This window comes from Paraherbaspirillum soli (assembly GCF_042654985.1).
Lineage (GTDB): Bacteria > Pseudomonadota > Gammaproteobacteria > Burkholderiales > Burkholderiaceae_D > Paraherbaspirillum > Paraherbaspirillum soli.
Map to the genome: position 1 here is coordinate 461,464 of NZ_JBHSMT010000008.1, position 14,342 is coordinate 475,805.

A 14,342-nucleotide genomic window follows, 5' to 3' on the forward strand; every position below is an offset into this window, starting at 1 on the left:
CCATCATTAACAACAACACAAACTGAAAGAGTCGCAATGCCGTTTCTTGGGATAGGTTTACACGTATTAGTTGCGCTATTTTTCGCGATTCACGCACTGAAGACAGGCCGGCAGATTTACTGGCTCATCATTCTTTTTTCATTCCCGCTGCTGGGCAGCATTGCCTACTTCTTTGTCGAGTACCTGCCGTCGTCCGGTGTAGATCGCGGGATCAAGAACGTTACTTCCCTGGCCGTAAAGACGCTCGATCCAAGCAAGGCGCTCAGAACCGCCAGAGCGGCATTCGAGTTGACGCCTACCGTGCAAAACCGAATCCACTTAGCCAATGCATTGCTGGAGTCAAACGCAACCGCGGAAGCAGCGGAACAATTTGATATTTGCCTGCAAGGTCCTTTTGCGAACGATCCAGAGATCCGTTTCGGCGCAGCCAAGGTAAAGTTTTTAGATCAAAAACCGACTGCCGCCATTCAGCTATTAACGATGATCATGAATAGCACCCCTGGCTTTCGCGCCGAAGAGGTCTCCCTGCTCCTGGCTCGGGCATACGCCGCGGCCGGCGATCATCACCAGGCCCAGCAGCACTTTACGCAAACAGTAAATAACTACGGCGGCATCGAATCGCGCGCCGAATATGCGATCTGGGCAGCTTCCACCGGGGATCTTAAAACCGCCGCGGGTCTGCGCGCCGAGCTTGAGCAAACCTGGAAACACTGGCCAAAGCATGCGCGGTCATTACATAAACCGTTATTCCGTCGCGTCGATGCCGCCATCGAAGCCGCAAAAGGCTCCATTCCTAAATAATCCCGGTGTGGACTGCTCAGTTCATTGCCGGCTGATGTTGACTTGAAAGACACCGAGCAGGCCGGTCAGCGGCACTTCAGCTTTGATTTGCTGCGGGCTGACCGCAAGGCCGTTGCTACGCAGAATATCAAGCAGCCTCTCGGCCAGGGGCATCACCATATGTCGTCCCCAGCAGCGTTCGGATGAGTGGCCGAACGGAAGGTAGCCGGGCTGCTCATCGGGGTCGATGCTGTCCCAGCGCTCGGGACGGAACTCGTCGGGGTCGTCCCAGATTGCGGGGTCGCGATGACTGACAAACGGCAAGATCAGGACGTCGTCGTTCGGACCGATGCGGGAGTCGAGGGCGGCGTATTCGGGGGACGCGTTCCTTAAGATGTTCCAGGACGGCGGCAGCAGCCGCATGGCCTCATACAGGATGTTCCGGTTCGACGTGTCGTCGTCAAATGGCGATCCGAGCCAAAGTGCGTTGGCGACCAGCGTGGAGATGGTGAAACAGACCGGGGCGGCTGTGCGCCGGTACATCCCCATGGCATAGCGACGCTCATGGTAGGTCGCGGCATTGGCGGTCAGTTTCGCGATCGCGGATGCGCCCGGCTGGAGTCGGACCGACGATGCCGCTCCGGCGGCGATGACCGCCCAGGTCAGTTTGGGCGTCAGTTCCAGTATGCGGTCCATCAGGAAGCGCAGCCGGTACGGGTCGTCGCCGAGAATGAGATCGCGCAGGTAGACGTGCCCGACGTGCGGCCACGCACCGGAAAAATCGACTGTATTGGATACCGGCTTCTTCAATGCCGCCCGCACATCGCTGCCGATAGCCTGCATCAACTTCAAGGCATCGGCGCGAGGGATGGACCGTCCGTGCAGAGGTTTGAACGTCGGCCGCTCGAATTCGGTGGCCGGCCTGGCGCTGAGGATCTGATGGGTTAAAGCGGGTCCGGCAACGCCAACGGTGCTCGAATCCAGCCGGAAAACGTCCGCGCCGCGATGATCGCGCAACAGGGCTTGGAGCCTCGGTGAAAAAACGGTGGTTCGGATGCGGCTGCCAGTACTAGACATCGATGGTCTCCAATAGACGGATGTCCACGTCCGGAGGAGCGATTGGGGCTACACCGAACGCCGGTGGAATCTCCAACCGCATCCCTGTAATCAGCTGATGGCTTGCATTAGTACCAGATGTACCACGCATATGCCTTCAGGCTTTTTTCGCGTGTAAGCATATTCTTAAGAGTGAACAGAATTTTCATGAGTAGCACCTTCCTTTATTAGTGGACCGCCTTTCGGCAGCATGGAATGCTCAAGTAGTGCGGCTGTTGCTATTGACGACATGACGGAAATGTCAAAACCCAGGTTATTTCCGCCGTGCAAATATTAACATTGGGCAATAAAAACGCAAGCGGCGAATTCGGTTGGGGCAAAGGAGGATGGAATTTGTCTCACATACCTGAAAATTTCCTTAAAAATCAATATGTTGAATTTTCACCTTTTGCGAGGCCCTACATGCTGGGTTGTAGGGAGTCACAGATGGTGAAAAATCCGAAAGAAAAAAGGCCTTCTCGCAAGAAGGCCGTTTTATTTACGAATGGCACAACGCACGCTTGTCAGATGCTTGCTGGCTTGAGGCTCATCGTATGACGCAATGGCCTCGTTGTCCCGCAACTTTATTTAGACGCCGCCCCCGCCACCTGCCTGGTCGTCAAATTGACCCTGTTCCAAAAATTAATCAGCGCAATATTCAACACCAGCGCCGCCATCGCGGCTTCGTCGTAATGCTTGGCGGCGGCGTTCCATATCTCGTCGGGTACGGCGTCCGGGCGGTCGGCGGCGCGGGTGGCGGCCTCGGTCAGGGCCAGCACTGCGCGTTCGGCTTCGGTGAAGAAGGCGGTTTCGCGCCAGGCGGCTACGGCGTACAGGCGTTCGTCAGTTTCACCCAGCTTTTTCAGGTCGCGCGAGTGCATGTCGACGCAGACGCTGCAGCCGTTGATCTGGCTGGCGCGCAGGTAGATCAGGTCCAGCGTGTTGGCTGCTACGCCTGCCTTTTTTGCGGCGTTGCCCAGCGCGATCAGAGCTGGCATGGCTTCAGGTACGGTCAAGGCGGGGTTTTTGATACGTGCTTGCATGATTTTTCTCTTTCGCTTGTTTAATGATTGGGCACTTCGAAAAAACCGTAGCGAGCGGCTCAAGGTCGGGGCGACGATGTTGCAACACCTGCATCCGTACGGAGCGGGTGAGCATCGCAGCCCCGAGATTGAGCCGCGCAGTAGGTTTTTCGACGTGCCCGGTTGATTGACAGGGTTTGCGCCGGCTGTTTAGCATGCGGACGGCTGCTTTCGGGGCCGGTTGTCACACCGGCCTGTTCTGCTCCGTCATAAGCTATGACGTAACGCAAAGGAGAAACGTGACCGATGGACCAACAAAAAATATTGGCATTGCTGTTTGAAGAGCATCGCAGCCACTTGCGCAAGGTGGCCTACCGCATGCTGGGCTCGTTGAGCGAGGCGGAAGATGCGGTGCAGGAGACCTGGATCAGGCTCAGCCGGGCCGATATCTCAGCCGTGGCCAACTTGCCCGGCTGGCTGACCACGGTGGTGTCGCATATCTGCCTGGATATGCTGCGCACCCGCAACGTCCAGCGCGAAGAACCGCTGGAAGAGCACGAGCCGGCCGAAGACAGTGAAACCGCTATCAACCCTGAGGAAGAAGCGCTGCTGGCCGAATCGGTGGGCCTGGCGCTGTTGGTGGTGCTGGACACGCTGACACCGGCCGAGCGCCTGGCCTTTGTGTTGCACGATATGTTCGACCTTTCCTTTGAAGAGATCGCGCCCATCGTGGAGCGCACGCCGACCGCAACGCGCCAGCTGGCCAGCCGGGCGCGTCGCCGGGTACAAGGCGGCGCCACGCTGCAATCGGCCGCACTGATCGGCAAACGGAAAGTGGTAGAGGCTTTCTTGGCAGCTTCGCGCGCGGGCGATATGCAGGCGTTGCTGGCGGTGCTCGCCCCGGATGTCGTGCTGCAGGCCGACGGCGCGCCGATGCCAGTGCGCGGCGCGGCGGCGGTGGTGCAGAGGGCGCTCAGCTATGCAGCACGCTCGCCGTTTACCCGGCTGGCGCTGGTCAACGGCAGCCCGGCCCTGGTGGTGGCCCCGCTGGGCCGGTTGATGGCAGCGCTATGCTTTACCGTGGCCGACGGCAAAATCACAGGCGTGGAAGTGGCTACCGATGCGGCGCGGCTGCACGGGTTGCGGTTGGGAGTGTTGGGTGATTAGGTTGGTGCTGGGCTGACGCTGGGACAAGGCATCGATTTCTAACGTAATTAGGAGTCTTCAGGAGAGCGAGTCAAGTGAACGGACTAAGCTGCACACCGTCATCGAGTTATTCGAGCAGAAGCTAGTTGACGTGGGGTGACGCCCGCAAGTCAAGCCCCTCAGGTCGTCGATTTTTAAAAGGTCTTTGTCGTTCATGGATGTGATGACCAGGCCAAAATAGAGACTACTCGGTTTGTCGAAAAGCTAGAATTTTTGGCAATTGCTTGGAATTGTTATGATGTTCCCGTCGTTTGTGTTTGAGCGACCGCGTGTCGTTTTCATTGTCTTGGACGAAGTGTGGGTTTTTTTCATAATCTGTGACGCAAAGTTAGGCGAGCGATTCGTCGCAGATATGAAAAAAGCCTTTAAAATCAAAAGCTGTTTTTTCACTATCTGTGATGCCCTACACGAATGACACGGAAAGTGAGATTTGTGTCAAGTTAGTGAAATTCTTCTAACATGAATAATGAAATAATCTTGTGAAGTGAAAAAGCCAATCCATTAGATTGGCTTTTTTGAGTTGCAGTACTTGGAATGAAATGCCATTGCTGACGGTCTCCATTCGGCCACTTCCTGCTAGTGGATTGTCACAATCCAGCGACCGCTTAAGACTGACGGACGACTTTCACACTCTTGAATTACGTGCCAGATTCCAGCCAACGTGTAGGCTGTCTGCCGGTAAAGAGGTTAACCATTTTAATGACGACAGCACACGCCATCGATCAATTGCAGACGAGCGACTACTGTTTCCCATGAGCTAAACTCGACGTAGGTTTGAGCTTCGATTGGCTCCCCCAACTCAGAAAAATCAGGGTACTGGAGGGTGGTTCTTTCTGGCCAATAACGGGGCAACTTGGTTAGTAATAATCTACCCCCGATACGTGCCATGAGGTTTAACCCATCGCAACCTCACGAATGCGTTCAGCGAGGAAGTCCTCTTCGGGTCTACTCTGGGGTGATTGAGCTTTAGCGTTCAGAATTTTGATCAGATCATCGTCCAATATGGGAATGATCAGTCCGTTCTGAGCATTATGGGTATCTTGACACCGTTGAATTAGCTTTTTATAGTTTTTTACGGATCGACACAAGAGCATTCCGAAGCGGCCACGATTTATTGAGAATCTGCCTGCTAGCTGGTCGACTTCTGGATTGGCGACGTCAGTGCCATAGTTTTTGCACTCGACCATAATGTACGGCGAAGTGATTTTTCTAATCTGATGAAGATTATAAAATTGACCGCTCCTTGCTGAGTTGTCAAAAACGAGGTCGATACGTTTGCGCCCATCGTTAATTTCCTTCTCCTTCACTGGACACGTAAGATTCGGATAAAAAATCAACTCGAGTATGCCGATGATCAGATGATGGTAGTTCGTCGCATCATCGTTTCCAGAGGGAGTCTTGACTAATTTCTTGATCAGATATTGGCACAAGTCCGACATGTCGACCGTGGAATTAATTTCCGTGTTTGTCAACGGTTTTGCATTTTCTTTAGAAAACTCCTTGAAATCTTTAAAGATCTTCGGATGTTTTTGAGTGAACCCAGCGACATAATCTTTATTTGGTGGTGCGACGAACTTCGCCATATCTCCTTTCGTTACATAGGCTTCGCCCTCTGCCTGTCCTTTTTTTGGCTTCCTTCGTCTAACGTGAGGACCATTGGAAGCAAGGTGGTCTCGCTTCACAAAGTTGAGGACCCATTGCCGATGGTATCGATCAAATGAGTAAGAAACACCTCGTGACACAAGGCTTTTTGGTACAAGAAGTATGGGGTGATGGTTTATGACCAGCATAGTTTCATGCGAGCTTTCCCATTGGCGCGTTTCTGCGTTCCACCAAGGGTTAGTCGCTACTGCGGGCCGCATGGGAATATTATGAAGCGCGCATTGATTCTGAGTATATTCGATCAAATTTTTACGAATGATATTGGTGGTCATGTCGGAAACTTTGTCGGGGCCAACTCCGTGAACAAAGATTCTGAAGTCTTCTAAGTGATCTAGAACTCCGGTCTCAATGGCGCGGCTGCCCATGATACTTTCGAATATGTCACTAGCCTGTTCCACTCCCACACCACGGCCTGCAGGTTCGCCTTTAGAGGAGCCGAGGCATGTTTCGTTTGGCTCGCTTAAGTAAGAAAATAGCTCCCGCGCTTGATCGCGCTCCCCCTCCTGAATCAGCTCCAAAAACAGCGAAAAGAAGTTGGATATTGTGTTGTGACATCTATCTGCGAACACATGGTTTGATGCCCCGATAAGCTGTGAATCCAGAAAAAGTGCCACGTCCCGTTCTGGATCAATGTCCACAAAATCAAGTTCCGCCTGCGTCTTTTTCAGTTCGAACAGTTTGCTGATTTTCATATTCTTTATCCCAGTCAGTATGCGCGAGTGCCATATCACCCACTCAAGTAACACGGAGGGTCTACAAATACATTTATTTAATAATTGATCAATGGCAACAAAACTTACCACATGTTGGGAATCTCACGATTAAAGAACTCGATGCTCCACCGAAATATATTCATCCTCAGAAGAATTCGCGACCACCTCTCGGTCGTGTGCGTGCTCCGCGAAAAGCGCCTATATCTTCCAAATAATTCAGGTGATTACTTGGTATCAAGAGGATTCGCTAATAAACAATGTATGTATTTAAATTGCTGAAATATTTCCTCATTTGGCGCCGGCGGACTCGTGCTAGCCATAAATGGTCGATTCAGTTTTATGAGGGCATGAAATCCCTTCGAGAGCTCTTCATAGGCGGTTTTCACTTAATTTGAGATAGCGTAGGGGAGTCACCAATTTTGAGACAATACGCAACATAGTTTGTCTCACAGTATTGATAATTACGTTATGAATCAGTGGCGTTGTTTTCAACATCTGCGAGAACCTATATGTAGGGTGTCACAGATAGTGAAAAATCCGTAAGTAAAAAGGCCCTCTCGCAAGAAGGCCTTTTTACTTGCGAATAGCACAACGCAGACTTGTCAGATGCTTGCTCCAGCTTCTGCTGATTTATGCGGACAGTCCTTTGAGTTTCCCTGCATGAAAATTGTGTTCAGATCCAAGTATTCAGCATTGCGACGTAATGTGAAATGTGGGCACCCCCGAATTTGTGGATTTATCCATCTAAATGTAGAATATTCCCCACAATTAACAACCATGCGAAACCAGCCATGCATGAGGAATGGAACGAACGAGCCACCAACTTGCTCAAGTCAGAAATGGCTCGGACAGGTGTCGGCTATGAAGAGTTGATCGGCCGTTTGCACGGATTTGGCGTCAACGAAAGCTACAAAGGCATCGCTAATAAGGTCAATCGCGGCACGTTCAGTTTCGTGTTTTTCATGCAATGCATGAAAGCACTCGGCATAACCGAAATCCGGTTGTGACCGAGAAAATAAGAAGAACATCATAGGATGAAATATTGAAATGCCGACATTGACATGGGTAGGAAAAGACAAAGTAGTTAATCACCATCACGAAGTACCGTTCAGAGTAATGGACCGGCAATACAGCTTTAATGCTGCAGGCGGAGAGGCAAAATCAGCCGACAACCGCATCATCCACGGTGACAATCTCGAAGTGTTAAAAAGCCTTGTGCCGGAGTTCGAAGGCAAGGTCAATTGCATTTATATCGATCCACCGTACAACACTGGCAATGAAGGCTGGGTCTATAACGACGCGGTCAACGATCCGAAAATCAGGAAGTGGCTCGGTCAAGTCGTAGGCAAGGAAGGGGAGGATCTGACGCGCCACGATAAGTGGCTTTGTATGATGTACCCTAGATTGAAGCTGCTGCACCGGCTAATGGCACATAACGGATCAATTTGGGTATCCATCGACGACAATGCGATTGGGATTCTGCGCCCGATTATGGATGAGATCTTCGGCGCCGGAAACTTTGTTGCCAACATCATTTGGGAAAAAGCCGATTCGCCACGCAATTCCGCACGCCAGTTTTCAGTCGATCACGATTACATCCTCGTGTACGCGAAGAATTTCGACTGGCAACCTGCGCGCCTTCCCCGTGACGAGGAATCAAATTCTATCTACCGCAATCCCGACGATGACCCGCTAGGTGACTGGATTCCGGGAGACCCCTACGCGAACAAACCTTATTCGAAGGGCCAGTACACCATCACCGGTCCAACTGGCCGGGAATTTTCGCCGCCTCCTGGCCGCTATTGGAGAATCTCAGAAGAGAAGTTACGCGAAATGGATAAGGATGGCAGGATTTGGTGGGGGCCAACCGGTGATGCCCGGCCAAGCATCAAGCGCTACCTGAACGAAGTTTCCGATCTGGTTCCTCGAACGATTTGGACTAAGGAAAGCGTCGGTAGCAATCGCTCGTCAAAAAATGAACTTCGCGGCCTGTTCCCGGATACGTCCTCATTTGATACTCCCAAGCCTAGCGCTTTGGTGGAGCGCATCTTGAGAATGGCGACAGACAAAAACGCTGTAGTCCTTGACTCTTTCGCGGGTTCCGGCACGACTGCTCACGGAGTCCTCAAGCTCAACAAGGAAGATGGTGGTAATCGGCGCTTTATTCTGGTCGAAATGGAGGACTACGCCGAGACAGTGACCGCGGAGCGCGTGCGCCGCGTGATGAGTGGGTATGGTGACGGAAGCAAGGCTGTCGCGGGCCTCGGAGGCAATTTCGATTACTACACTATGGGTGAACCGATTTTCCTTGAGTCGGGTACGCTTAACGAAGCAATCTGCCTTGAAGCCATCCGCCGATATGTAGCTTACAGCGAAGGCATTCCGGACTGCGACCGCACTGAGCAGGCAAATCCATACACGCGCTACCTCCTCGGTCTCAATCGTGAAACCGCATGGATCTTCCACTACGAGGCGGAACAATCGACGAGCCTCGATCTGGATTTTCTGTCAACACTGAAATTTGGAAACGCCAAGCCAAGTACCGCGATTATCTACGCTGACCGCTGCCTTCTCTCCAAGGAGTTCATGGTCAAGCACAGCATTATTTTCAAGAAAATACCTCGCGATATCACGCGATTTTGAGGGCGGCATGGAACTGAAACCTTATCAACAAAGCGTAATCAATGATCTCGCCGTCTATCTGTCTACGCTGGAAAAAACACCTCATCTAGCCAGAGCGTTCAAAGCGTTTTGGGCCGATAGAGGTGTCACCCGTATGGATGCGTACAGGAACAATGTGTCGGGTGTTCCGCATATTTGCGCCAAGGTGCCGACTGCTGGCGGCAAGACCTATATCGCCGTCAACGCGATCAAGACAATTTTTGATACGTTCATTGCCCATAGCCCGGAACGAGCCAAGCTCGTGGTTTGGCTGGTGCCATCCCTTGCGATTCTAGAACAGACGGTAAAGAACCTTTCCGACCCGGATCATCCATACAGCAAACGACTCAATCAGCTCTTCAAAGGTCGCGTGACCGTCTATGAAAAACGCGATATGTTGCTCGGCGCCGGATTCTCGGCCGATGCGGTAAAAGAACAGCTCTCTATCGTGGTAATGAGTTTCGACAGCTTGCGTGCCCGAAACAAGGAGGATCGGAAAATATTTCAGGATAATGGATACCTCGCATCGTTTCTCACCGGCGCCGAAGCACAGGACGATGATTGGCGGCTTCCTGAATATGACGCATCGGCACTTATCAATGTGATTCGCCGCCTCAAACCGGTTGTCGTCGTCGACGAAAGTCACAACGCGGAAACATCGTTGTCCGTAGAAATGCTGGTAAATCTCAATCCGCACTTCATTCTTGACCTCACCGCCACTCCGAAAAACAACAGCAATATCATTAGCTACGTGGACGCCATGGCGCTCAAGCGCTATCACATGGTTAAGCTCCCGGTAATAGTTGCGAACCGGACCAGCCGAAGCGAAGTGATTGAAAGCGCCTTAATCCTGCGCCGTCAATTAGAGGAGATCGCGATTTCCGAAGAGAAGAAGGGTGGAAAATACATTCGCCCCATTGTGCTCTTTCAAGCGCAACCACGGATCGGCGATGACAATACGACCTTCGAAAAAATCAAGGAAAAGCTAGTTGAACTTCAAATACCGGCGGAACAAATAAAAATCAAAACGGCAAGTCTGAACGAGCTGAAAGGCGTCGATCTGATGAGTCGGAATTGTCCAGTGCGTTACATCATCACAGTGAATGCCCTGAAGGAAGGCTGGGACTGCCCGTTTGCCTACGTGCTGGCATCGCTTGCGGACAAATCGTCGGCGGTCGATGTGGAGCAGATCCTTGGCCGAGTTCTACGCATGCCTCATGTCCAGCAACACGGCCACGACCTGCTGAATCTCTCCTACGTCTTCACCGCGAGCAGCCGATTCATGGATACGATTCAGAGCGTAGTTCGCGCTCTCAATCGAGCTGGCTTTTCGGACAACGATTATCGTACTTTCAATGCAGTTCACCCGATCGAAAAAGCTGATACCGACAATGGACAGGTCGCTTTCGATTTGGGCGGAATCCAGCTCGAACAAACTAAGGACGAATATGAAATCGACACGAGCGCAGTGTCGCCCGATTGGTCAACAGTAGCGGCCGCGGAAGTAGGTGTGCCGTCACCGATTTCCGAAACGATAGCTTTTGTCGAGGCTGTGAAGGCCCAAGCAGTAACGCAGAATAGGGAGTTCGAAGCGAGGGCCGAAGCGGCGGCGGATTCGGATGTGCCAGCAGACCTTGAGGATAAGATGAACAAACACAAGCTAAAGGAGATATTCCACGATGACGCGCTTGTGCTCAAATTGCCTCAATTTTTCATCCGAGTAGCGACGGGGGGATGGTTTGACGACGACAACGCGTTACAGCTATTTGAACGCGACGAACTCCTCAAAGAATTTAAGCTATCGCAGGCAGATGGGAATATCAACTTCGAGGACGTGGCTACCGAAATGTACCGAGTGGATCTGGAGCAGCTCGGAGACCACAACTACGCTCCTAAGCCGTTCAAGATCAATGCAACGGAACGAGAACGCTTCAACAGCATAATTCTAAAAGGTGCGCGGGACAGTCAAGTGCGCGACATTACGGCGCGACTTGTCCATCTCGTCGGCAACTTGTACCCGATCACCGATCCTGAGGTGAAAAAATACATTCAGCGAATCGTAGAAACATGGTCGCCCGAACAAATTCGAGACTGCTTGGAGCGTGACGTGGCCTATGTACGCAAGATCAAGCAAAAGATCACTGCGTTGGCAAATGCACATGCGACCAAGGAATTCAATGACCTGCTTGATGTAGACAAGATCGTGGTTCAGCCTCAGTTCAGCTTCCCCGACATGATCGCCCCGTCGGCCAATGCACCGGCACTGCCAAAGAGCTTATACGGCACTGAGGCGTCCATGGGTGCATTTGAGGGACGTGTGATCAACGATATCGCCAATCTGGAAAGCATCCAATGGTGGCACCGCAACCTGTCCAGGGGCAAGGGATTCCGCATTAATGGATTTCTCAACCACTACCCCGATTTTATCCTCAAGACCAAGACCGGAAAGATCGTGGTTCTGGAAACAAAAGGAGATGATCGGGACAACACAGATTCCGAACTTAAGCTCAAGCTGGGAAAACTATGGGAATCCAAGTCTGGTGGATCGTTCAAGTATATGATGGTTTTCGACAACAATCCGATTAATGGGGCAGAGCGATTGGCGGATGCGTTGAAGAAGCTAGCGCAGTTCTAACGTTGCTCAGGAGTTGAATTTTCGCGGCGGGCTGAGAATGCGCTGAGCACACGCAGGTCTCTTGGCGCGTTGTCTCAAGAACTAGAGGGGAATGTGGGAAACGCCTGCACCTTTGCAAGCGGTTCTCGATCCGTGCGATCAAAGGTTCAGCAAATCCCAATTGGCAATGGGTGACCTCAGTTTTTGGATATCAAGCAGAATTTATATATTGACGAACTAAAGGGAGAGCGTCTCGTGCCTGTCGGTAAATCCATCCGAATTTATCTTGCTGACGCTACCGTTACCGGGATCAGATATGCCGAACTAGTGAATTGGACCGGTCAAGGCATTGCCTGTCCAAGAAGCAGACTGAACGAACTGGCCAAGTGGCCTGAAGCGTCGAAGCCGGGTGTCTATTTTCTGTTTGAAAGCCGGCTGAGCGATACAAAATCTCTCGCCTACATTGGCGAATCAGAAAATGTACTGGAACGGCTTACGACTCACGACCGTAAAAAAGAATTCTGGAGCGAGGTCGTAATTTTTACCAGCAAAGATGAAAACCTAACCAAGGCGCACATCAAATATCTGGAATCAGCGCTTGTATCGTTGTCAAAAGATGCGGCTAGATATCAACTAGAGAATGGCAATACGCCACCCCAATCCAGCCTGCCGCGCGCCGACCGCGATGCAATGGAGGAGTTTGTCGAAAACATCCGCATGGTCCTTGGCGTGCTCGGCTATACGATTCTCGAACCGCTGCTACCTGCGACTAATGGCGAGATAGGCGCGAAGAACGAGCACCCTCCGATAGAGGCAAGCAATCCACTGTTCAACCTTAGCTTTACGATCAACGGTTTGCTGGCAAAGGGCGCGGTGACCGATGAAGGTTTTGTGCTGAAGAAGGGCTCTCAACTCGCCAAGTCGCATGGCGATAGTATGCCCAGCAGGCTCGTCAATCTCAAAGCTCAGTTGTTGGCCGATGGCATGTTGCATGAGCAAGCAGAATGCTTCTCGGCTGCTGGCGACCTGCTGTTAAGTTCATCCAGCTATGCGGCGGCAATGGTAGCGGGTACAGCGCGCAGTGGCCCGCAGAGTTGGAAAACTGCTAGCGGTCAGACTTTGAAACAGGTCGAGGATGCGTCTTTGCCGGACGTTTGAAATTATCTTTCCAGCTCGTTGGCCGACCATGTGCCGACTTCGTTAATCAATCCGGCACACCAATCAACAACTTATTTTTAGAAAGACCACTGCCATGACGCAATTACGCATCCCCGCCGTCTACATGCGCGGCGGCACCAGCAAAGGCGTGTTTTTTCATGCGGATGCATTGCCAGCCGATCCGGTCGAAAGGGACCGGATTTTGTTGCGCGTCATCGGCAGCCCTGACCCTTACGGCAAGCAGATCGATGGCATGGGTGGAGCGACCTCGAGCACCAGCAAAGTGGTTCTTGTTTCAAAATCGGCTCGCGCGGATTGCGACGTCGACTATCTGTTCGGCGCGGTGTCGATTGAAGCGCCGGTCATTGACTGGTCCGGCAACTGCGGCAATTTGAGCGCTGCGGTCGGTCCGTTCGCGATTAGCGAGGGCTTGGTGGAAGGCATCGCCAACGGGATGCAACAAGTGCGCATCTGGCAAGCCAATATCGGCAAACGCATCATTTCGCATGTGCCGATGCGGGATGGGGAAGTGGTCGAGGATGGCGATTTTGAGCTGGATGGCGTGACCTTTCCTGCTGCCGAAATCAAACTCGAATTTCTCGATCCAGGCGGTGTCGGCGATGACGACGGCGGCGCGATGTTCCCCACCGGGCAGGTGATCGATACGCTGGATATCCCGGATCTCGGGAAGATTGAAGCGACCTTGATCAATGCCGGCAATCCCGCCATCTTCGTCGACGCGAAAGCGCTCGGCTTGACTGGATGCGAGCTGCAAGAAGCGGTCAACAACAATCCGCAGTTATTGAAATTGTGCGAAACGTTCCGCGCACACGGTGCGGTGGTCATGGGATTGGCCGCCACCGCCGATGAAGCCACGGCCAAGCGTCCGCACACGCCCAAGCTGGCGTTCGTCTCCGCGGCGCAGGATTATGTCGCTTCCAGCGGCAAGCTTGTCAGTCGCAAAGATATCGATCTGACGGTTCGTATTTTGTCGATGGGGAAATTGCATCACGCGATGACTGGAACCGGCGCAGTCGCGATCGCCGTCGCCGCTGCGATTCCCGGAACGATTGTTGAACGCACTGTCGGTGCGCGCAAGGATGAGATTTGCTTTGGTCATCCGTCGGGATCGTTATCGGTGGGCGCCAGCGCCGTCGTCCGAAACGGCACCTGGACCGTGGTCAAGGCTGTCATGAGCAGAAGCGCCAGGCGGTTGATGGAGGGAGCGGTTCGGATTCCCGCTTAAAAATTTTCTTTTCATCGCTGACGTCGGCGCAGGCGGCCGCGGCTGCAGATCAATTTCCCGGCATCGCCGATGCTGTTTATTTCCTGACGACACTGAAATTTTTCCGCCGATACATTATCGTTACGCACTCAACGCAGACTCTCAACCACAGGAGCAAAGTAACGTGACGTCAGAAAATAAAACAA

Annotated in this window: 11 protein-coding genes; 7 read left to right on the forward strand and 4 right to left on the reverse strand. The window is 52.4% G+C overall.

From position 1 onward, the window contains the following. The coding region (locus tag ACFPM8_RS04855; RefSeq protein WP_378995522.1) for a hypothetical protein at positions 1 to 801 on the forward strand (801 nt) is incomplete at its 5' end. A 21-nt stretch (positions 802 to 822) separates the two neighbouring features. Here ACFPM8_RS04855 and ACFPM8_RS04860 read toward each other — a convergent pair. From ACFPM8_RS04860 to ACFPM8_RS04870, 3 genes are all read right to left on the reverse strand, one after another. Next, the gene (locus ACFPM8_RS04860; protein WP_378995525.1) at positions 823 to 1,857 is read right to left on the reverse strand and encodes a cytochrome P450; all 1,035 of its coding nucleotides are present in this window, start codon (positions 1,855 to 1,857) and stop codon (positions 823 to 825) included. Between the two features lie 107 nt (positions 1,858 to 1,964). Continuing rightward, a complete protein-coding gene (locus ACFPM8_RS04865; RefSeq protein WP_378995743.1) occupies positions 1,965 to 2,045 on the reverse strand; it encodes a tryptorubin family RiPP precursor in 81 nt (26 codons plus the stop codon). Between the two features lie 414 nt (positions 2,046 to 2,459). Further along, the gene (locus tag ACFPM8_RS04870; RefSeq protein ID WP_378995527.1) at positions 2,460 to 2,918 is read right to left on the reverse strand and encodes a carboxymuconolactone decarboxylase family protein; all 459 of its coding nucleotides are present in this window, start codon (positions 2,916 to 2,918) and stop codon (positions 2,460 to 2,462) included. 285 nt (positions 2,919 to 3,203) lie between these two features. Between ACFPM8_RS04870 and ACFPM8_RS04875 the strand changes: the two genes are divergently transcribed. Further along, positions 3,204 to 4,064, forward strand: coding sequence for a sigma-70 family RNA polymerase sigma factor (locus ACFPM8_RS04875; protein ID WP_378995529.1), 861 nt, complete (start codon positions 3,204 to 3,206; stop codon positions 4,062 to 4,064). 932 nt (positions 4,065 to 4,996) lie between these two features. Here ACFPM8_RS04875 and ACFPM8_RS04880 read toward each other — a convergent pair. Then, positions 4,997 to 6,457, reverse strand: coding sequence for a hypothetical protein (locus tag ACFPM8_RS04880; protein ID WP_378995531.1), 1,461 nt, complete (start codon positions 6,455 to 6,457; stop codon positions 4,997 to 4,999). Between the two features lie 812 nt (positions 6,458 to 7,269). Between ACFPM8_RS04880 and ACFPM8_RS04885 the strand changes: the two genes are divergently transcribed. From ACFPM8_RS04885 to prpF, 5 genes are all read left to right on the forward strand, one after another. Continuing rightward, positions 7,270 to 7,485 carry a DUF6471 domain-containing protein gene (locus ACFPM8_RS04885; RefSeq protein WP_378995533.1) on the forward strand — a complete coding sequence of 72 codons (216 nt, stop codon included), beginning with the start codon at positions 7,270 to 7,272 and terminating at the stop codon, positions 7,483 to 7,485. Positions 7,486 to 7,525: 40 nt separating this feature from the next. Then, entirely contained in the window at positions 7,526 to 9,121 is a 1,596-nt protein-coding gene (locus ACFPM8_RS04890; RefSeq protein WP_378995535.1) for a site-specific DNA-methyltransferase, read from the forward strand. 7 nt (positions 9,122 to 9,128) lie between these two features. Continuing rightward, a complete protein-coding gene (locus ACFPM8_RS04895) occupies positions 9,129 to 11,774 on the forward strand; it encodes a DEAD/DEAH box helicase (RefSeq protein WP_378995537.1) in 2,646 nt (881 codons plus the stop codon). Between the two features lie 234 nt (positions 11,775 to 12,008). After that, a complete protein-coding gene (locus ACFPM8_RS04900; protein WP_378995745.1) occupies positions 12,009 to 12,911 on the forward strand; it encodes a GIY-YIG nuclease family protein in 903 nt (300 codons plus the stop codon). A 94-nt stretch (positions 12,912 to 13,005) separates the two neighbouring features. Then, positions 13,006 to 14,157 carry a 2-methylaconitate cis-trans isomerase PrpF gene (prpF, locus tag ACFPM8_RS04905; RefSeq protein WP_378995539.1) on the forward strand — a complete coding sequence of 384 codons (1,152 nt, stop codon included), beginning with the start codon at positions 13,006 to 13,008 and terminating at the stop codon, positions 14,155 to 14,157. The last annotated feature ends 185 nt before the right edge of the window (positions 14,158 to 14,342 follow it).

Excerpts from the sequence above, each read along its gene's own strand:
- ACFPM8_RS04870 (WP_378995527.1), bottom strand. The coding sequence starts at position 2,918 with ATGCAAGCACGTATCAAAAACCCCGCCTTGACCGTACCTGAAGCCATG.
- ACFPM8_RS04860 (WP_378995525.1), bottom strand. The coding sequence starts at position 1,857 with ATGTCTAGTACTGGCAGCCGCATCCGAACCACCGTTTTTTCACCGAGG.
- prpF (WP_378995539.1), top strand. The coding sequence starts at position 13,006 with ATGACGCAATTACGCATCCCCGCCGTCTACATGCGCGGCGGCACCAGC.
- ACFPM8_RS04895 (WP_378995537.1), top strand. The coding sequence starts at position 9,129 with ATGGAACTGAAACCTTATCAACAAAGCGTAATCAATGATCTCGCCGTC.
- ACFPM8_RS04885 (WP_378995533.1), top strand. The coding sequence starts at position 7,270 with ATGCATGAGGAATGGAACGAACGAGCCACCAACTTGCTCAAGTCAGAA.
- ACFPM8_RS04865 (WP_378995743.1), bottom strand. The coding sequence starts at position 2,045 with ATGAAAATTCTGTTCACTCTTAAGAATATGCTTACACGCGAAAAAAGC.
- ACFPM8_RS04875 (WP_378995529.1), top strand. The coding sequence starts at position 3,204 with ATGGACCAACAAAAAATATTGGCATTGCTGTTTGAAGAGCATCGCAGC.
- ACFPM8_RS04890 (WP_378995535.1), top strand. The coding sequence starts at position 7,526 with ATGCCGACATTGACATGGGTAGGAAAAGACAAAGTAGTTAATCACCAT.
- ACFPM8_RS04880 (WP_378995531.1), bottom strand. The coding sequence starts at position 6,457 with ATGAAAATCAGCAAACTGTTCGAACTGAAAAAGACGCAGGCGGAACTT.